Genomic DNA, 19040 nt, shown 5'->3' on the forward strand with positions numbered 1-19040 from the left:
GATTGAACGGCGCGGACTGCGGCATTAGGCTCGACCCATGTCCGCCCCCAACATCCCCCAGATCCGCCTCTACCAGAACTGGCTGCGCGACCAGCGCGGCCTGTCGTTCGACACCTACGACGCGCTGTGGCGCTGGTCCGTGACCGACCTCGACGCCTTCTGGCAAAGCATCTGGGACTACATGGGCATCGTGTCGCCCACGCCGCATACGGCGGTGCTGGCCGACGACCGCATGCCCGGTGCGACGTGGTTTCCGGGCGCGCAGGTCAACTACGCGCGCGAGGTGCTGCGCCATGCCGACGCGGCGCATGCGGCCGGCATGCCCGCCATCGTGAGCGACAACGAGCGGGGCGAAGTGCGCGAGATGCCGTGGCCCGAACTGCGCCGGCAAGTGGCCTCGGTGGCGCTCACGCTCAAGTCCTTGGGCGTGCAGCGCGGCGACCGCGTGGCCGCCTACCTGCCCAACGTGCCCGAGACCATGGTCGCGTTTCTCGCGTGCTCGAGCATCGGCGCGGTGTGGAGCGTGTGCGCGCCCGACATGGGCACGGCCGCGGTGGTCGACCGCTTCCGCCAGATCGAGCCCAGGCTGCTGATCGCCGCCGACGGCGTGCACTACGGCGCCAAGCCCATCGACCGCAGTGCCGTGGTGCAGGAACTGCGCGGCGCCTTGCCCAGCGTGCAGAAGCTGCTGTTGCTGCGCACGCCCCATGCCGCGCAGCAGCTCGCCGCCGATGCCGATTGGCAGCACGCCATCGCGCGCAGCGATGCCGAGGTGGCCGCCTTCGAGCCCGAGTGGCTGCCCTTCGACCATCCGATCTGGATCGTCTATTCGAGCGGCACCACCGGCCTGCCCAAGCCCATCGTGCACGGGCAGGGCGGCATCATCATGACGATGTATGCCTGCGGCCTGCACAACGACATCGGCGCGAGCTACGGCGCCAACAATTTCGACGAGCGCTTTCACTGGTACAGCTCGACCGGCTGGGTCATGTGGAACTGCCAGCTCGCGGGCCTGGCTTTCGGCGCGACGATCGTCATCTACGACGGCCATCCGGCCGGCAGCAAGGAGAAGCCCGACTGGGCCGTGCTGTGGCGCTTCGTCGCCAAGCACCGCATCACTTTCTTCGGCGCCGGCGCGGCCTACTTCACCAACTGCATGAAGGCCGGCGTGGTCGCGGCCGAATGCGGCGACCTGTCGCGCGTGCGCGCGCTCGGCAGCACCGGTTCGCCGCTGTCGGAAGAGGTGCAGCGCTGGGGCACGCAGCAGATCCTCGCCGCGGGTTCGAAGGAGGTCTGGTGGTGCAACATTTCCGGCGGCACCGATTTTTGCGGTGCCTTCGTCGGCGGCAACCGCGAGCTGCCCGAAGTGCCCGGCCAGATGCAGTGCCGCCAGATCGGCCACGCGGTGGAGGCCTGGAACGAAAACGGCCAACCCGTCATCGGCGAAGTGGGCGAGCTGGTCTGCACGCGGCCCATTCCATCGATGCCGCTGTACTTCTGGGGCGACGAAGGCAATGCGCGCTACCTTTCGAGCTACTTCGAGCACGACTACCCCGGTAGAAATGGAAAACCTGCGGTTTGGCGCCACGGCGACTGGATCAAGATCGGCGAGGACGGCGGCTGCATCATCTACGGCCGCAGCGACGCCACCATCAACCGCCAGGGCCTGCGCATGGGCACCAGCGAGATCTACAGCGCCGTGGAGGCCCTGCCCGAAGTGCTCGACTCGATGGTGGTCGACCTCGAATACCTGGGCCGCGAAAGCTACATGCCGCTGTTCGTGGTGCTGCGCCCCGGCGTGGCGCTCGACGACGCGATGCGCGCAAAGATCAACGGCGCGATCAAGACCTCGCTCTCGCCGCGCTTCCTGCCCAACGACATCTTCCAGGTGGCCGAAATTCCGCGCACGCTCTCGGGCAAGAAGCAGGAGCTGCCGATCAAGAAGCTGCTGCTGGGCCAGCCGCTCGAGAAGGTGGTCAACCCGGAGGCCATGGCCAACCCCGGCTCGCTCGGCTGGTACGTGGAGTTCGCCGCGCGGCGCGCCGTAGCCCCTCAGGGCATCAGCAGTTCGTAGAGCACCATGCGCGTCTGGCGGCCGCGCAGCGCCACCCGCTCGTCGATGCGGCGGGTCTGCAGCCGGCCCTTCAGGCCCGCGAAGGTGACCTCCGAGATCAGCGTCTGCGTGCCCAGCTGCTTGTTGATGCCCTCGATGCGGCTCGCCACGTTGACCACGTCGCCCAGGGCCGTGTAGGACAGCCGGTCGTTCGAGCCCAGTACCCCCGCGATCACCACGCCGGTGTGGATGCCGATGCGCGTGCGGAACTCGGGCAGCCCGTCGGCGCGCCACTTGCGGTTGAGCGCGCTCGTCTCGATGTGCAGCTGCAGCGCGGCCAGGCAGGCGCGGTATTCCGCGTCCTTCAGGTCCGCGGGCGCGCCCCACAGCACCATGATGCCGTCGCCCATGAACTTGTCGATCACGCCGCCATAGCGCGCCAGCACGCCCGTCGCCAGGTTGAAGTATTCGGTCAGCATGCGCACCAGCACGTTGGCTTCCATCGACTCCGAGATTCGCGTGAAGCCCTCGATGTCGGTGAACATCACGGTCACGCGCCGCGGCGATCCGCTGGGCGCCAGCGCCTGCCCGTCGGCCACCAGTTGGTGGATCACGTCCACCGGCACGAACTTGCTGAACGCCCTGAGGCTGCGCGCCGACTCGTCCAGCGCCTGGTCGAGGTGCTGGATCTCCAGCACGCGGCTCGGCTCGCGCGGCAGGTCGTCGAGTTCCAGCAGGCCGATGCGGCGCGCGATCTGCGAGAGCTTCTCGACCGGCGACGTGACCAGCCTGGACAGCTGCAGCGACACGAACAGCGCCGCCGCGAGCAAGGCCAGGCCCAGCAGCAGCCACCACAGCACGGCGCGCCGCAGCTCGCCCAGCACGAAGTCCTGGGGCACCCAGCTCACCAGCTGCCAGCCGGCCGAAGGAATGCGCGAGGCCTGGGCAAGGTAGCTGCGCCCTTCGTGATCGAACGAGAAGGCCGCGCCGCCCTCGCCGTCCGGCGTGCCGTTAGCCAGCAGGTGGGCGTGCAGCGCGCCCAGCACACCGGTGGGCGGCTCGGGCTGGCGCAGCACGCCGGGTTGGTCGCTGCGCGCGAGCACCTGGCCGCCGGTGTTCAGCAGCGCGCCGTCGCCGCGGCCGCCGCTCGCGAAGAGCCGCACGAACTCCGAGAGCCGGCCCAGCGAGACGTCGCCGCCCACCACCAGCAGCCGGGGGCTGCCCTCGGCCGCGCGGCGCTTGCCGGGCAATGCATAGCTCACGCCCAGTTCCTGCGTTGCGGCGAAGGTGTAGGGCGCCGTCCATACGGGCCTGTGCATCTGGCGGGCCTCCTGGTACCAGCGCTGCAGCCGCGGGTCGTAGCTGCTGCGGAAGGACTCGATGCGCTGCGTGGCGAAGCGCTGCTGCGCGTCGACCTCGGGCGCGGGCGGCAGCTTGTACTGCCAGGTCTCGGTGGCGGGTTCGCCGGCGCCGGCGCTGGCGCTGCGCGCGATGCGCCGGATGGCCGGCACGGGGTAGCGCAGCGCCATCAGCATCTGGCCCGTTTCGTCGGCCACGTAGAGGCTGTCGAGTTCGGGCGACTGCTGCAGCAGGGTCCAAAGGAGTTCCGCGGTGCGCTGCGCATGTTCGCCCGCGGGACCGAGACTCGGCGCACCGGCCAGCGCACCGACCGCCGACTCGGCCTTTGCGAGCACGGCAAGCACGTTGTCCTCGGTCCGGTGGTGGTTGGCAGCGTGCGCGGAGGCGCCGATTTTCGCCACCAGCCGCTGCGAGCCCCAGTAGCCGAGCGTGGCCAGCAGCAGCGACTGCGTCAGCGCGACGGCACTCACGATGGTGCTCACGTCGACCCTGAAGCGTCGCGTGAGCCGGGCCACGGCCGCGGAAAATTCAAAAAAGGCGAGAGGCGGCTTTCCCGCCACATCCGGAGGCCCGGACGAGTTCTTCTTGTTCATACAGCTCCCTGTCGACCACTCGAACGCACCCGCGGCCGTCACGTCGGGCCGCGGATCGCATCCGGCCGCTCGCTGCTCCGATCGTTTTTGTCGGAAATCCTGGCGAGCGCCCGGGGTGCAGGGCGGATTTTGCGCGACTTCGGGCCGCGCGCGTCATGGCACGGTCGTGCGCCACGCCTCCGGGGCTTTGCTAGCGCGCGTCGTGGAAGATGATGCCCAGCGTGTGCCGCCGTCCCGAGTGCACGCGGCTCACGCCGTGCCGCATCGTGACGCGGTAACTGCCGCGCGTGCCCGCCACCGGCCGCTGATTGACCGCGAAGATCACCGCCTCGCCCTGCGCGAGCGACACCACCTCGGCGCGCGACTGCATGCGCGGGCGCTGCTCGGTGAGCACGAATTCGCCGCCCGTGAAGTCTTCGCCCGGCCGGCTCAGCAGCACCGTGAGCTGCATCGGAAACTGCAGGTCGCCGTACAGGTCCTGGTGCAGGCAGTTGTAGTCGCCTTCCACGTAGCGCAGCAGCAGCGGCGTGGGGCGCAGCTGGCCCGCCGCATGGCAGCGCGCAAGGTACGAGGCGTGGTCCACCGGGTAGTCGGCCGGCTGGCCCATCGCGGCCGCCCATGCGTTCGCGAGCGGCGCCAGCCGCTCGTACAGCGCGCTGCGCCATGCCGTGACGGAGGCGGGCAGCGGGTTGGCGAAGTACTGGTACTCGCCTTGCCCGAAGCCGTGGCGCTGCATCACCACGCGGCTGCGGAAACGGCCGGGCTCGTCATAGAGCGCGGCCAGTGCGCCGCACTCCTGTGGGCTGAAGAGCACGCCGGTGGTCGCGCAGCCGCGCGTGGCAAGCTCGGTTTCGATGCGGGGCCAGTCGAGGGCGCGGGCGATGTTGGCGGCGGAGGTCGTGGCGGGAGAGGTCTGCATGCCGAAAGTGTGCGGCCGGCAAGGCTGCGGCGCTCGCTGTTTCCGGACATGGGTTCCGGCCGCAGCGATGCCCGTGAACGAATGTCAGAAAGAGACGACCACGGTCGCAAGCTCGCCGATCTCGACGCGCACGGCCGTGCCCGCCGACGCGAACAGCATGCCGGTGCACGAGCCGCTCGTGACGATCTGGCCCGCCTTGAGCCCGGCGCCGCGCGCGGCGCAATGATTGGCAAGCCACACCAGCAGTGCGCCCGCATCGGGGCTGGGATGTTCGCCCACGGTGTGCGCGACGGTCTGCCCGTCGAAGTGCAGCGCGGCCTCGGCGCGCCGCAGGTCGAACCAGGCCGGCGCGAAGGGCTGGCGGCGGCCCAGCACCAGCGCGCCATGGCTCAGCAGGTCGGCCAGCTGGGCGTGGGCGTCGGCGCCGAACCAGTCGGCCAGGCGGGTCTCGACGATCTCGATCACCGGCAGCACCGATTCGACAGCGCGTGCCAGGTCGGCCAGCGTGTAGGGCGCGGCGCGCGGCGGCAGGTCGGTGCCGAGCTGGAAGCCGATCTCGGCCTCGATGCCGCGCAGCCGCCATGCCGGGCCTTGCAGGCGCGCGCCGTCGGGCAGCAGCCCCTCGGCCGGCAGCGGCGCGCAGGTGGGCTCGTGGCCGGGCGCCAGCGCGCTGACCTTCCAGCCGCCGACCGGGCCGATCGCCGCCAGGGTGGCGTCCTGTATGGCATAGGCCTCGCCGCGGCTCGCCGGCTGCAGCAGCGCGGAGGGCACGCGCCGGCCGTCGCGCCGCGCGAGGTACAGGGCGTGCGCCGCGCCGGCCGGGGTCAAGCCCCCGGGCGGCGGCGCCGCTGCCGTCGTCACAGGGCGGGAAAGCGCTGCCACGGATGGGCGCGTTCGAATTCGCGGGCCAGCGCCAGCAGCGCGTCGTCGCCGCCTTCGCGCGCGACCAGCTGCAGCCCCACCGGCAGGCCCTCCGCAAAGCCGCAGGGCAGTGCGATCGCGGGCAGGCCCACGGCGTTGACGAAGCCGGCGAACACCGCATGGCCGCGCGGGCCGACCTCGCGCCCGTCGATGCGCGGCGGATGCGTGTCGGCGGCGGGCCAGGGCAGCGCCGCGGTCGCGGGCGTCAGTAAAAAATCGTGCTGCTCGAACAGGCCCGCGAGCTCGCCGCGCAGGCGCTCGGCCTCGAACAGCAGTTCGAACAGCGCGCGCGCCGAGGCATTGCGGCCGGTCTCGGTGTTGGCCTGCATCGCGGGGCCGAACAGCGCGGGGTCGAAGGGGCGGGGCCAGAGCTCTCGCGGATGGTCCACCAGCCAGGCCAGGCCCACTTGCGCGAGCAGCGGCCAGCGCTGGTTGACCGCCTCGGCAAGCTCGAAGCGCGGCAGCGTCGTGACCTGGTGGCCGAGCGCGGCCAGGTTGCCGGCCGCGGCATCCACCAGCCGTGCGATGCGCGGGTCCACCGGGTGGTCCGCGAAGCGCGGCAGGTAGAGGATGCGCGCGGGCTGCGGCGTGGCCGCTTCATGCGGTGCACCGGTGGTGGTGCGCGGCGCGATCGCCTGCATGACCGCGGCCACGTCGTCCACGCAGCGCGCCATCGGCCCCACCACCTCGAAGTCGAGAAAGATCGGCGGCAGCCCGTCGCCGCGCCGCACGCGGCCGCGCGAGGGCTTGAGCCCGACAAGGTTCGTATGCGATGCGGGCCGGCGGATGGAGCCGCCGCCATCGGTGCCCAGCGCGACCGGGCAGCCGCCCGCCGCCACCAGCGCCACCGCACCGCCCGAGGAGCCGCCGGGCGTGAGCGCCGGGTTCCACGGATTGCCGGTCGGGCCGAAGACCGGGTTGCCGGTGTAGCCCTGCATCGTGAACTCGGGCACGTTGGTCTTGCCGAAGATCACCGCGCCGGCTTCGCGCAGCCGCGCCACCGGCAGCTCGTCGCGCTCGGCGACGAAGCCGGCCAGCGCGCGGCTGCCCCAGTGCGTGGGCAGGCCGCGCACCTGCAGGTTGTCCTTGATGGTGGCTGGCACGCCATCGAGCGCGCCGAGCGCGCGGCCTGAACGCCAGCGCGCGGTGCTTTGCGCCGCCGCCTCGGCCGCACCTTCGGCATCGAGCGCGACCAGCGCATTGAGCCGCGGGTTCACTTCGGCCGTGCGTGCCAGGCAGGCCGCGAGCGCCTGCTCCGGCGTGAAGGCGGCGGCGCGAAAACCATCGGCGAGCTGGGCCGCCGTGAGTTGCCAGAGTGCCTTCATCGCGCGCTTACCTGAGGCCCACCACCGGTGCGACGACCTGCTTCCAGGTGGCCGAGCACTTGTCGTAGGACTTGTCGCAAACCTCGGCCCACAGCGGCAGCGAGACCGCGCCGACCGCGTCGCGCACCAGCTTCTGGTCGGCCGGCTTCACCGGCACTTCCTTCATGGCGTAGCGCTTGCCGAGCTTGCACGGCTCGCGCCCCACGTTGCAGCGCGAGGCGTCGTCCCACAGCTCGCGCGAATAGGCCCAGGTGTCGGTCTCCAGCTTCTGGAAGGCGGCCGCCATCCTGGCTTGCTGCTCGGGCGGCAGCGCGTTCCACTTCTTCAGGTTGATGGCGTAGGCGACGAAGTGCATCTGGAAGCCGATCGGCATGACGTGCGTGGTCACGTCGGGCCAGCCGGCCGAGTTGGCGGAGCTCGGCCCGGTGATTGCGCAGTCGACCACGCCGCGCTCCAGCGCCTGCTGCGTCTCGGTGAAGGCCAGCGCCACCGGAATGCCGTCGAGCCGCTCGATGAAGCGCGCGAGCGACTGGTCGCTCACGCGCACCTTCTTGCCCTTGAGGTCGGCAAGGCCCGCAATCGGGGTCTTGCAGAACATGATCTGCGGGCCGAACGGATAGGTGCCCAGCAGCTTGGCGCCGTGGCGTTCCTGCAGCCGCGTGTCGAGCGGCGCGCGGTAGGCATCGACCACCTTGCGCGCGGTGTCGTAGTCGGTCGAGAGGCCGACGATGTCGGGGCCGAGCAGGAACGGGTCGTCGCGCGAGACCTGCGCCAGCCGCAGCGCCACGATGTCGAACAGCCCCGACTTGACCACGCGCAGGCCGTCGGCGTCCTTCATGCCGAGCACGTCGAGGGGCTTGTACTCGGCATCGATCGGAAGGCCGGTGTTCTTCGCGAAGTTCTCGAAGAAGGGCTGCTCCCTGTTCTGCTGGATGAGGCCGCCGGACACCAGGCTGCCCGCCACGCGCAGCCGCGTGTTCTGGGCCGGCGCGGGCAGCGCCAGGGCGAGGGCGGCCGCGGCAACGAGGGCGAGCTTGAGTTTCTTCATGGCTTCTGCTGGTGGAAGGAGGAGGGATCGCAGACGAAGGGGCTCACATGTGGCCCGGCAGCCAGGTCACCAGCTGCGGCACGGCCAGCAGCAGCAGGGTGAACAGGATCATGATCAGCGCATAGGGCAGCGCGCCGTAGATCGCATCTTCGATGCCGCCGTTGTCGGGCCGGATGCCGTGCACCACGAACAGGTTCATGCCCACCGGCGGCGTGATGAGCCCGAGCTCGCACATCAGCACGATGAAGATGCCGAACCAGATCGGGTCGACGCCCAGCGCGGTCGCGATCGGATAGGTGATGGGAATGGTGGCCACCTGCATCGACAGCACGTCCATGAACATGCCGAGCACCAGGTAGAACACCATCAGCGCCAGGATCAGCCCCGTGGCCGACAGGCCCAGGCCCGAGACCCACTTGGTCATGGCCTCGGCCACGCCGGTGAGGCTCACCGTCAGGTTCAGCACGAAGGCCGCCACCACGATCAGCAGGATCATGCCGCTCACGCGCGCGGTCGAGACGAAGCAGTTGCGCATCAGCTCCCAGCTCAGCTTGCCCGAGTGCAGCACGAAGCCCAGCGCCGCAATCACGCCCAGCGCGGCGCTTTCGGCCGCGGTGGCAATGCCGAAGTAGAGACTGCCCATGACGATGCCGAACACCACCGCCGGCGGCACCAGGTGCACCAGCGCGCGGATGCGCTGGTCCAGCGGCACCTTGGGCTCGCGCATCGCGTTGCCGCTCGCCAGGCTGGAGCCCGCGATCCAGAGCATGAAGAAGCCGGTCAAAAGCAGGCCCGGGATGATGCCGGCGATGAACAGCTTGCCGATCGAGTTGTTGGTGAGGGAGCCGTACACGATCATGTTCACGCTCGGCGGAATCAGGATGCCCAGCGTGCCGCCGGCGGCCAGGCTGCCGAGCGAGGCGCGCATCGAGTAGCCGCGCCGGTGCAGCGAAGGCAGCGCCACCGTGCCCACCGTGGCGGCGGTGGCCACCGATGAACCCGAGGTGGCCGCGAACAGCGCGCAGCTGCCGATGTTGGTATGCAGCAGCCCGCCCGGAAGCCGCCCGAGCCAGGCCGACAGCGCGATGTACATGCGGTCGGCAATGCCCGAGCGCAGCAGCAGTTCGCCCAGCAGCACGAACAGCGGCACCGAGGTCAGCAGGTTCTCGTTCTGCACGCCCCAGATCACGGGCGCGATCGAGTCCATGAAGGGTGTGCCGTAGGCCGCGATGCCGCCGACGATGCCCACCAGCGCCATCGACACGGCAATCGGCATGCCGACCAGCATCATGCCGAGCATCGCGAAGAACGCGAGTCCTATGACGAGCAGGTTCATGGCTTGTCTCCTTCGCCGGGCAGCGCGGCCTGGCGCACCGCGAGGTCGTCGAGTTCTTCCTTCAGCTCTTCCTTGGCGCTCTTGGGGTGGAAGTCGGTGTTCAGCGCCGCGATGTTGCCGCTGAGAAGCAGCCTGGTGGCGCGCAGCGCGAGCCCGCAGGCCACCAGCGCGAAGATCACCAGCCCCGCATACCAGACGCCCTGCGGAATGATCAGCGGCGTGGCCCACGGCGTCTGCGCGGTGCTGCGGTAGGCCATGGTGTCGCCGATCACCTTGAATGCCACCCAGCCGATGAACACCGCGAGCGCGGCCAGCGACACCGCCGAGATCCAGTTCAGCAGCGCCTGCACGCGGGCCGGAAACTTCTCGTGGAACACGTCGACGCGGATATGGTTGCGGCCCATGAGCGCCAGGCTGAAGGCAATGGTCGAGCCCACCGCGAGTGCATAGCCGCCGAGCTCGTCCGCGCCCTGCAGCGAGATGTTGAACAGCTTGCGCGCGGCGGTCTCGACGGTCACGATCAGCGACAGGCCGAGGAAGATCGCGCCGAAGAGGGTGGCCAGCACCGTCTCCACGCGCGTCTTGAAGTCGACCCGCCGCGGCGCGGCCGGCGCGCCCTGCGCTTCTTCAGGCGACGCGGCGGGTGGGCTGCGGCGGCCGCTCGCTCATGGCCGCGCTGCTCACTTGAGCCCCAGCACCGGCGCCACGGTGGCCTGCCAGCCCTTGGAACAGCCCGGGTTCGACTTGTCGCAGACCTCGGCCCACACCGGCAGCGACACCTTGCCGACCGCGCTGCGCACCAGATCGAGGTCGGCCGGCGTGACCGGCACGTCGACCAGCTTGAACTTCTTGCCGGTGGTGCACGGATCCTTGCCGGCGTTGCAGTTGAGCGCGTCGCGGAACAGCTCCTCGGAGTACTTCCACACCTCTTCGGTCAGGCCGTCGAAGGCCGCCTTGAGCTTGGCCTGCTGGTCGGGCTTGAGCGCGTTCCACGACTTCATCGTCATGCCGTAGCCATTGAGCGCCATCTGGAAGCCGATGGCCAGCTGGTGGGTCGTGACTTCGGGCCAGCCGGCCGAGTTGGCCGAGCTCGGCCCGGTGATGGCGCAGTCGACCACGCCGAGCGACAGCGACTGGTGCGTGTCGGCGAACGACACCGGCACCGGCGTGCCGCCCACCATCTCGATGAACTTGGCCAGGTTCTGGTCGTACACGCGCACCTTCATGCCCTTGATGTCGGCCAGCGAGGCAATCGGCTTCTTGCAGAACAGGATCTGCGGGCCGAAGGGCCACACGCCGAGCAGCTTCAGGTTGAACTGCTGCTGCAGCCGCGCATCGACCGTGTCGAAATAGGCCTTGGCCACCTTGCGGCCGGTGGCGTAGTCAGGCGCGGCGCCGACCAGGTCGAGGCCGAGGATCGTCGGCTCGTCGCGCGAGTTCTGCGACACCCGCAGCGAGACGATGTCGAACAGGCCCGCCTTCATCACGCGCAGCTGCTCGGTGTCCTTGATGCCGAGCGTGTCGATGGGCTTGTAGTCCACATCGATCGGCAGGCCGGTGCGGGCGGCGAAGTTCTCGAAGAAGGGCTGCTCCTTGTTCTTCTGGATCAGCCCGGTGGCCAGCGGCTGGCCGATGGCCTTCAGCTTGATGCGGTCCTGCGCCTGGGCGATGGGAAGGGCGAGCAGCGTGGCCAGCGCGAGCACGAAGGCCGCGGCGAACGGTTTTGAAAAGGGCTTGGCAAGAGGGCGCATCGGCATGATTTCTCCTGGGAGGGCAAAGGTGGGCGGATCGGCAAGGCGGCAATGGAGAAGGCCATTGAACCGCGCCGCAAGGCACGCGCGCGGAGTTTTCCGCGCACCGGGAACGGCGAAAAAAATCATTGCAGATCAAGCACTTGGCGCTGCGCGCCGGTGGAAGAAGCGGGGCCGGCGGCTACTTCAGGCGCCCGCCGTAGGCCGCGGTGATCTCGTCGGCGGCGCTGCGCACCGTGGCGCCCAGCTGCGCGAAGTCGGCTGCCTTGATGCGCTGCGTCGGGCCCACGAGCGAGATCGCGCCGAAGGGCTGGCCGTGCTCGTCGCGGATGGCGGCGGCAATGCAGCGCAGGCCCACGGCGTTCTGCTCGTCGTCCACCGCATAGCCCGCCCGGCGCACCTCGCCCAGGGTTTCGTGCAGCCGCGACGCGCGCGCAATGGTGTTGGGCGTGAGCTTGGGCAGGCCGTAGGTGCGCAGGTACTGCAGCACGTCGTCCTCGGCCATGGCGGCCAGGATGGCCTGCCCCATGGCCGTGCCGTGCAGCGGTGCGCGAAAGCCCGGCTTGCCGATGGCGCGCATCAGCTCGCGGCTTTCCACCTGCGTGACGAACACGATGTCGCCCAGGTCGGCAATGCCCAGGTTGATGCTTTCGCCCGAGCTGTCGCGCAGCCGCCGCATCACCGGCAGCGCCAGGTGCGCGATGCGCCGCCGGCGCCCGAAGGCCGCGCCCACCGAGAAGCAGCGCACGCCCACATACCAGAGGCTGGTTTCGCGGTCGAACTGGACGAACTGGCGCTGCTCCAGCGTGGTGAGCAGGCGGTGCGCGGTGGACGACGACAGGCCGCTGCGCGCCGCGATGTCGACCAGGCGGTAGCCCTCGTCGTCGTCGGCCAGCAGTTCGAGCAGCTGCATCGCCCGCGTGAGCGACTGCACGGTGCCGTCGCCGTCGCGGTCGATGCGCGTGACCTTGCCGGCGGCCTTGGAGGAGGAGCGGGGGGAGCTGCTGTCCGTCATGACGAAATCCTTGCAAGTTGCACGCCACCCCGCGGCCGGCCGGGACGTTGAATATTGTCGACATGATCATTGACAATCAAGAGGCCTGGAGGAACTGATTGCGCTGATGCCGGCCCTCCGCACACAAAGGAAGCCCATGACGCGCCCCTTTCGCCTTGGCGTGCTCACGCCATCGTCCAACACCGCGCTGGAGCCGCTGACCAGCACCCTGGCCGCCTGCGTGCCGGGCTGCAGCGCCCATTTCTCGCGCTTCAGGGTGACGGAGATCTCGCTCTCGGCCGAGGGCCTGGGCCAGTTCGACGACAGCAAGATCCTTGCGGCCGCCGAACTGCTGGCCGATGCGCGGGTCGACGTGATCGCCTGGAGCGGCACCTCGTCGGGCTGGCTGGGCTTCGATGCCGATCGGCGCCTGGTCGAGCGCATCCGCGAGCGAACCGGCATCGCCGCCACCACCGCCGTGCTGGCGCTCAACGAACTGCTGGCGCTGCGCGGCGTGAAGCGGCTCGGGCTGGTGACGCCCTACACCGCCGACGTGCAGCAGCGCATCGTCGACAACTACCGCGCGCTCGGCATCGAGGTGGTGGCCGAGCGCCACCTGGGCATCCGCGTGAACCACGACTTCGCGCTGGTCGAGCCTGCGCAGCTGATGGCATCGATGCGCGAGGTGGCGGCCGGGCGGCCCGAGGCCATCACCACCTTCTGCACCAACCTGCACGCCGCGCCCCTGGCCGAGGCGTTCGAGGCCGAAACCGGGATTGCGCTGCTCGACACCGTGAGCACCACCGTCTGGGGCCAGCTGCGCGCCGTGGGGGCCGATCCGGCGCAGGTGCGCGGCTGGGGCGCGCTGTTCGGCTGGCGGTGATGGGCCCGCTCAGGCCCCGGCTTGGGGGCCTACAGCCACTTGCCGCTGCCCGTCGGCATCTGGATGGTGGTCGCGGGGTCGCCGCTGTTCACCAGCGAGTCGATCGCGATGCTCAGCAGCGAGATGAAGATGCTTGCGAAGAACGCGGTCCAGAAGCCCGAGAGCTTGAACCCGCGCACCAGCGCGGCCACCAGCATGATCATCAGCGCGTTGATCACCAGCAAAAAGAGGCCGAGCGTCAACAGCGTCAGCGGCAGCGTGAGCACGATCAGGAGCGGTTTGACGATGGCATTGGCCAGGCCCAGCAGCAGGGCCGAGATCACGAGTGCGGACGTGTTCTCGAACTTGATGCCGCGAAAGATCAGGCTGGCCACCCACAGCGACAGCGCGGTGATGGCCCAGTGCACGAGAAAGGGAGCGAGGTTGTTCAGCATGCAGACCGATCATATCGGCACCGTCTTAGACGGCGCTGCGCCTTGCCTCGGCCAGCAGCCAGTCGCTGAAGAACTTCAACAGCGGCCGCTGGTCGGCGCGCTCGGGCGTCACGAGGTAGTAGTTGCGCTCGCCCGACAGCGGCCGCGCGCAGGCCACCACCAGTTCGCCGCGCGCGAGTTCGTCGGCCACCAGCATCGTGGGCATCAGCGCCACGCCCAGGCCGTTCGATGCAGCCGCGGCCAGGATGGAGAACAGCTCGTAGCGCGGCCCGCCGCGCGCATTGGGCGCATCGACCTGCTGTGCGTCGAACCATTGGCGCCAGCCGTCGGGCCGCGTGCTCTGCTGCAGCAGCGGCATCTGCGCGATGGCCGCCGGCGACACCGGCTTGCCCTTGCGTCCGTTCGACTGCAGCAGCGACGGGCTGCACACCGGCACCACGTCCTCGTGCATCAGCATGAGCGCGTGCGTGCCGGCCCAGTTCTCGACCTGCGCGGGCGTGCCGGCATACAGCGCCGCATCGAACTCCGCATCGGCAAACAGAAAGGGCCGCGTGCGCGTCTCGATGTGCACCACCACGTCGGGCTGCAGCGCCGCGAAGCCCTTCAGCCGCGGCATCAGCCAGCGCGTGGCAAAGGTGGGCACCGCCGCCAGCGAGAGCGAGCCGCCTTCGCCCTGGTGCGCCATGGCGTCGAGCGTGTCGCGCTCCATGGCTTCGAGCCGCTTGGTGATCTGGCGCGCATAGGCCGCGCCGCTCGCGGTGAGCGCCACGCCATGGCGCGTGCGGCGGAACAGCGCCACGCCCAGGAAGGCTTCGAGCGTGCCGATCTGGCGCGACACCGCGCTCTGCGTGAGCGCGAGTTCCTGCGCGGCGCGCGTGTAGCTCTCGTGGCGCGCGGCGGCGTCGAAGCACACGAGGGTCTGCAGGGGCGGGATCTTGCGGCGCATGTATGCCGGTAGTGTATGACTGGGAGGACGCCGTCGCCAATGGAAACCTCTCGCCGCATGGGTTCAAGATGTGCGCAGGGCGCATATCTGGGTGAGGATTCATCGTTTGCGCCCGGCCCTCTGCATGGCTAGGATCGACCCATTCCCCTCCCTCTTTTCCCTTTCCCCTCTTCCGGAGACAAGCACATGGCCGCCAAAGCGCAATTCCACTGGGACGATCCCCTTCTTCTCGACCAGCAGCTGACCGACGAAGAACGCATGATCCGCGACGCGGCCAATGCCTACTGCCAGGAGCGCCTCGCGCCCCGCGTCATCGAGGGCTTTCGCAGCGGCGAGACCGACCCCGCCATCTTTCGTGAAATGGGCGCGCTCGGCCTGCTTGGCCCCACCATTCCCGAGCAGTACGGCGGCCCCGGCCTCAACTACGTGGCTTACGGCCTGATCGCGCGCGAAGTCGAGCGCGTCGACTCGGGCTACCGTTCGATGGCCAGCGTGCAGAGCTCGCTGGTGATGGTGCCGATCTTCGAATTCGGCACCGAGGCGCAGAAGCAGAAGTACCTGCCCAAGCTCGCCACCGGCGAATGGATCGGCTGCTTCGGCCTGACCGAACCCGACCACGGTTCCGACCCCGGCAGCATGGTCACGCGCGCCAAGAAGGTGCCGGGCGGCTATTCGCTTTCCGGCGCCAAGATGTGGATCAGCAACTCGCCCATCGCCGACGTGTTCGTGGTCTGGGCCAAGGAAGTCAGCGAAAGCGGCACCGTGGGCCCGATCCGCGGCTTCGTGCTCGAGAAGGGCATGAAAGGCCTCTCGGCCCCCGCGATCCACGGCAAGGTCGGCCTGCGCGCCAGCATCACCGGCGAAATCGTGATGGACGGCGTGTTCTGCCCCGAGGAAAACGCGTTCCCCGAAGTGCAGGGCCTGAAGGGCCCGTTCACCTGCCTGAACAGCGCGCGCTATGGCATCTCGTGGGGCGCGCTCGGCGCCGCCGAAGACTGCTGGCACCGCGCCCGCCAGTACACGCTGGACCGCAAGCAGTTCGGCCGCCCGCTCGCCGCCAACCAGCTGATCCAGAAGAAGCTGGCCGACATGCAGACCGAGATCACGCTGGGCCTGCAGGGCAGCCTGCGCCTGGGCCGCATGAAGGACGAGGGCACCGCGTCGGTCGAGATCACCTCGATCATGAAGCGCAACAACTGCGGCAAGGCCCTGGACATCGCCCGCCTGGCGCGCGACATGATGGGCGGCAACGGCATCAGCGACGAGTTCGGCGTGGCGCGCCACCTGGTGAACCTCGAGGTGGTCAACACCTACGAAGGCACGCACGACATCCACGCCCTCATCCTGGGCCGTGCCATCACCGGCATCGCGGCTTTCGCCAACTGAAACGCATGACCAAGCCCGCAGCACTCGATGGCATCAAGGTCCTCGATCTGTCCCGCGTGCTCGCGGGCCCGTGGTGCACGCAGATCCTCGCGGACCTGGGCGCGGACGTCATCAAGATCGAGCGCCCCGGTGTCGGCGACGACACGCGCACCTGGGGGCCGCCGTTCATCAAGGACGCGAACGGCAACGACTCCGACCAGGCCAGCTACTTCACCGCCTGCAACCGCAACAAGCGCTCGGTCACCGTCGACATGGCCGCGCCCGACGGGCAGGCGCTGCTCAAGCAGATGGCGGCGCAGGCCGACATCGTGGTGGAGAACTTCAAGACCGGCGGCCTGAAGCAGTACGGTCTCGATCAAGAGACCCTGCGCGCGGCCAACCCGCGCCTCGTCTACTGCAGCGTGACCGGCTTCGGCCACGACGGCCCGTATGCCGAGCGCGCGGGCTACGACCTGATGATCCAGGCCATGACCGGCATGATGAGCATCACCGGCCGCCCCGACGACGTGCCCGGCGGCGGCCCGCTGCGCGTGGGCGTGGCGCTCACCGACCTGTTCACCGGCGTCTATGCGAGCACCGCCATCCTCGCCGCGCTGCAGGTGCGCGACCGCACCGGCGAAGGCCAGCACATCGACATGGCGCTGCTCGACGTGGGCATGGCGATCCTCGCCAACCAGGCGAGCGCCTTCCTCAACACCGGGCATGCGCCGCAGCGCCAGGGCAACACGCACCCGAGCCTCGCGCCCTACCAGGACTTTCCGACGCTCGATGGTTCGATGCTGCTGGCCATCGGCAACAACGGCCAGTTCGCGCGCTTCTGTGAAGCGGCCGGCCACGCGGAATGGTCCGCCGATGCGCGCTTTGCCAGCAACACGCTGCGCGTGAAGCACCGCGGCGTGCTCATTCCGATGATGGAAGAGCTCACGCGCACCCGCAGCACGGCCGACTGGGTCGCGCTGCTCGAAGACAAGGCCGTGCCCTGCGGCCCGATCAACGACATCGCGCAGGCCTTCGACGATGCGCAGGTCAAGTCGCGCGGCCTCGCGGTCACGCTGCCGCGCGATGCGGGGGACGGCATCGCAAGCATCACCGGCGTCGCGAGCCCGCTGCGCCTCACCGCCACGCCGCCCGTGCTGCGCCATGCGCCGCCGGCGCTCGGGCAGCACACGCGCGAGGTGCTGGCGGAGTTCGGCATCGATGGCGCGCGCTTCGACGCGCTGCGCGCGGCCGGCGTGGTCTGAAGAGAGAGAAAAGGACGGCGGCCATGACCGAATCGATGCAATTGCCGTTCTCGGTGCTGCGCATCGACCATCTCGTGCTGCGCGTGAAGGACATCGAGCGGTCGATCGCCTTCTACCGCGACGTGCTGGGCTGCCAGCTCGAGAAGCGCCGCGATGACCTGGGGCTCGTGCACCTGCGCGCCGGCTCGAGCCTCATCGATCTCGTCTCGCACAACGGTCCGCTCGGCAAGCAGGGCGGCGCGCTTGCGGGCAAGGAGGGCCGCAACGTCGATCACTTCTGCCTGCGCATCGAGCCCTTCGACGAGGCGGCCATCCGCGCGCTGATGGCCCGGCACGGCGTGCCGGTGCATGGCGAGGTGCAGAACAACTTCGGCGCCGAGGGCAACGGGCCTTCGATCTACATCGCCGACCCCGACTGCAACGGCGTCGAGCTGAAAGGGCCGGCAGGCGCCAGCTTCTAGCCGGCGCGCCCCAGGATCGCCACGCCGAACACCGCCACGCCGAGCGCGAGGTTCAGGCTCACGAGCTTGCGAACCATGTCGAGCCGCCCGGCCGCCACGGGCCATGCGCTTTCTTCCACCGCGCGGCGCATCGCCCTGAACACCGAGGCGCGGATGTACGAATAGATTCCGGCCATCACGATCGCGATGCCCATCATCGCCTCGATGCGCCAGTGCACCGCGCGAAAGCCGCCCGCGAGCAGGATCATCGCCACGCCGGTCACGAACAGCAGCGTGAGGGCCGCGTCCACGCCGACGAAGAAGCGCCGCAGCGCCGCGGCCATCGTGCGCAGGCGCAGCGGCGGCTCCAGCGTGGCGACGGCGGCGGGGCGCACCGCAAAGTGCAGGGTGGCCATGCCGCCGACCCAGAAGGCGGCGGCAAGGAGATGGATGAAGAGCAGGATGGCATAGGACATGGGGGCCGATCAGAACACCGAAAGCTGTGCTCGCGCAATGCCCGCCTCCTTGCGTTAAAACCTCATGCTTCGCACGCAAGAAAGAAAGATGAGGCTTCCATGACCCGCACCGTCGCCCAGAAACGCGCCGACTTCCGCGCCCTTCACGAACAGGGCTGCTTCGCCATTCCCAACCCCTGGGACACGGGCAGCGCGCGCTACCTACAGGGCCTTGGGTTCAAGGCGCTGGCCACCACGAGCTCGGGCCATGCCTGGTCGCAGGGCTTGGCCGACGGCGCGCAATCGCGCGACACCGTGCTGGCCCATCTGCGCGACATCGTCACGGCCACCGACCTGCCCGTGAACGCCGACTTCGAGAACGGCTTCGCGGCCGATGCCCAAGGCGTCGCGGAAAGCGTGCGCCTGGCGGTCGAGACCGGCGTGGCGGGCCTGTCGATCGAGGATTCGACCGGCGATGCGGCGAACCCGCTGTTCGCGATCGGCGTGGCGGTCGAACGGTTGCGTGCGGCCCGCAGCGCCATCGACGCGGCCGGTGGCGACACGCTGCTGGTGGGCCGCGCCGAGAACTTCTTCGTCGGCCGCCCTGACCTCGACGACGCCATCGCCCGCCTCAAGGCCTACGCCGAGGCGGGCGCCGACTGCCTCTACGCACCGGGCATCCGCACGCGCGAGCAGATCGTGGCCGTGGTCGCCGCGGTGGCGCCCAAGCCGGTCAACCTGCTGATCGGCTGGCCCAGCGAACTCACGATGCAGGACATCGCCGCGCTCGGCGTGCGGCGCGTCAGCGTGGGCGGTGCGCTTGCCCGCGCGGCCTGGGGTGGCTTCGACCGTGCCGCGCGGGCGCTGGCCGAAAAGGGGCGTTTCGACGGCTTCGAAGGCGCGGCCTCGGGGGCCGATCTCAATGGGTTCTTCGGTCGGTTCTCCGAATAGCGCGC

Annotated in this window: 18 protein-coding genes; 6 read left to right on the forward strand and 12 right to left on the reverse strand. The window is 69.5% G+C overall.

Annotated elements, in window-relative coordinates; all coding sequences use genetic code 11:
* The first annotated feature begins 37 nt into the window (after positions 1–37).
* Positions 38–2074 carry an acetoacetate--CoA ligase gene (locus QFZ47_RS13245; protein WP_307656065.1) on the forward strand — a complete coding sequence of 679 codons (2037 nt, stop codon included), beginning with the start codon at positions 38–40 and terminating at the stop codon, positions 2072–2074.
* Here the strand turns inward: QFZ47_RS13245 and QFZ47_RS13250 are convergent.
* The 9 genes from QFZ47_RS13250 to QFZ47_RS13290 all read right to left on the reverse strand — a co-directional run bounded on the left by QFZ47_RS13250 (position 2053) and on the right by QFZ47_RS13290 (position 12320).
* Positions 2053–4005 (reverse strand): adenylate/guanylate cyclase domain-containing protein, encoded by a 1953-nt coding sequence (locus QFZ47_RS13250; RefSeq protein ID WP_307656066.1) that lies wholly within the window; start codon positions 4003–4005, stop codon positions 2053–2055. The genes QFZ47_RS13245 and QFZ47_RS13250 overlap by 22 nt on opposite strands.
* 190 nt (positions 4006–4195) lie before the next feature.
* Complete coding sequence (locus tag QFZ47_RS13255) at positions 4196–4924, reverse strand: 2OG-Fe(II) oxygenase (protein WP_307656067.1); 729 nt, start codon at positions 4922–4924, stop codon at positions 4196–4198.
* Positions 4925–5008: 84 nt separating this feature from the next.
* A complete protein-coding gene (locus QFZ47_RS13260) occupies positions 5009–5785 on the reverse strand; it encodes a 2-keto-4-pentenoate hydratase (protein WP_307656068.1) in 777 nt (258 codons plus the stop codon).
* Positions 5782–7170, reverse strand: a complete 1389-nt coding sequence (locus tag QFZ47_RS13265) for an amidase (protein ID WP_307656069.1) — start codon at positions 7168–7170, stop codon at positions 5782–5784. The genes QFZ47_RS13260 and QFZ47_RS13265 overlap by 4 nt, the downstream gene beginning before the upstream one ends.
* A gap of 7 nt (positions 7171–7177) precedes the next feature.
* Positions 7178–8218, reverse strand: coding sequence for a TRAP transporter substrate-binding protein (locus QFZ47_RS13270; RefSeq protein ID WP_307656070.1), 1041 nt, complete (start codon positions 8216–8218; stop codon positions 7178–7180).
* A 43-nt stretch (positions 8219–8261) separates the two neighbouring features.
* Complete coding sequence (locus QFZ47_RS13275; protein ID WP_307656071.1) at positions 8262–9554, reverse strand: TRAP transporter large permease; 1293 nt, start codon at positions 9552–9554, stop codon at positions 8262–8264.
* Positions 9551–10129 (reverse strand): TRAP transporter small permease subunit, encoded by a 579-nt coding sequence (locus tag QFZ47_RS13280; RefSeq protein WP_307656072.1) that lies wholly within the window; start codon positions 10127–10129, stop codon positions 9551–9553. Before QFZ47_RS13280 ends, QFZ47_RS13275 begins: the two co-directional genes overlap by 4 nt.
* A gap of 105 nt (positions 10130–10234) precedes the next feature.
* Positions 10235–11311, reverse strand: coding sequence for a TRAP transporter substrate-binding protein (locus QFZ47_RS13285; RefSeq protein WP_307656073.1), 1077 nt, complete (start codon positions 11309–11311; stop codon positions 10235–10237).
* 175 nt (positions 11312–11486) lie between these two features.
* On the reverse strand, positions 11487–12320 hold the full coding sequence (locus tag QFZ47_RS13290; protein ID WP_307656074.1) for an IclR family transcriptional regulator: 834 nt from the start codon (positions 12318–12320) through the stop codon (positions 11487–11489).
* 136 nt (positions 12321–12456) lie between these two features.
* On the opposite strand from QFZ47_RS13290, the gene QFZ47_RS13295 reads away from it, so the two are divergent.
* Complete coding sequence (locus QFZ47_RS13295; RefSeq protein ID WP_307656075.1) at positions 12457–13182, forward strand: maleate cis-trans isomerase family protein; 726 nt, start codon at positions 12457–12459, stop codon at positions 13180–13182.
* Positions 13183–13211: 29 nt separating this feature from the next.
* Here QFZ47_RS13295 and QFZ47_RS13300 read toward each other — a convergent pair whose 3' ends face one another.
* Both QFZ47_RS13300 and QFZ47_RS13305 read right to left on the reverse strand, forming a co-directional pair.
* Positions 13212–13616, reverse strand: a complete 405-nt coding sequence (locus QFZ47_RS13300; RefSeq protein ID WP_307656076.1) for a phage holin family protein — start codon at positions 13614–13616, stop codon at positions 13212–13214.
* A gap of 25 nt (positions 13617–13641) precedes the next feature.
* Positions 13642–14562 (reverse strand): LysR substrate-binding domain-containing protein, encoded by a 921-nt coding sequence (locus QFZ47_RS13305; RefSeq protein WP_307656077.1) that lies wholly within the window; start codon positions 14560–14562, stop codon positions 13642–13644.
* A 186-nt stretch (positions 14563–14748) separates the two neighbouring features.
* Between QFZ47_RS13305 and QFZ47_RS13310 the strand changes: the two genes are divergently transcribed.
* The 3 genes from QFZ47_RS13310 to QFZ47_RS13320 are packed head-to-tail and all read left to right on the forward strand — an operon-like array spanning position 14749 to position 17650.
* Positions 14749–15948: an acyl-CoA dehydrogenase gene (locus QFZ47_RS13310; protein WP_124464046.1), complete on the forward strand. Its 1200-nt coding sequence runs from the start codon at positions 14749–14751 to the stop codon at positions 15946–15948.
* 5 nt (positions 15949–15953) lie between these two features.
* On the forward strand, positions 15954–17189 hold the full coding sequence (locus QFZ47_RS13315) for a CaiB/BaiF CoA transferase family protein (RefSeq protein ID WP_307656078.1): 1236 nt from the start codon (positions 15954–15956) through the stop codon (positions 17187–17189).
* A gap of 23 nt (positions 17190–17212) precedes the next feature.
* Complete coding sequence (locus QFZ47_RS13320) at positions 17213–17650, forward strand: VOC family protein (RefSeq protein WP_307656079.1); 438 nt, start codon at positions 17213–17215, stop codon at positions 17648–17650.
* Here QFZ47_RS13320 and QFZ47_RS13325 read toward each other — a convergent pair.
* Positions 17647–18105 carry a hypothetical protein gene (locus QFZ47_RS13325; protein ID WP_307656080.1) on the reverse strand — a complete coding sequence of 153 codons (459 nt, stop codon included), beginning with the start codon at positions 18103–18105 and terminating at the stop codon, positions 17647–17649. The two genes, QFZ47_RS13320 and QFZ47_RS13325, sit on opposite strands and share 4 nt — an antisense overlap.
* Positions 18106–18204: 99 nt before the next feature.
* Here QFZ47_RS13325 and QFZ47_RS13330 point away from each other — a divergent pair, with 99 nt between their 5' ends.
* Complete coding sequence (locus QFZ47_RS13330; protein ID WP_307656081.1) at positions 18205–19035, forward strand: isocitrate lyase/PEP mutase family protein; 831 nt, start codon at positions 18205–18207, stop codon at positions 19033–19035.
* Positions 19036–19040: the final 5 nt, after the last annotated feature.

The organism is Variovorax paradoxus, from assembly GCF_030815975.1.
Taxonomy (GTDB): domain Bacteria; phylum Pseudomonadota; class Gammaproteobacteria; order Burkholderiales; family Burkholderiaceae_C; genus Variovorax; species Variovorax paradoxus_N.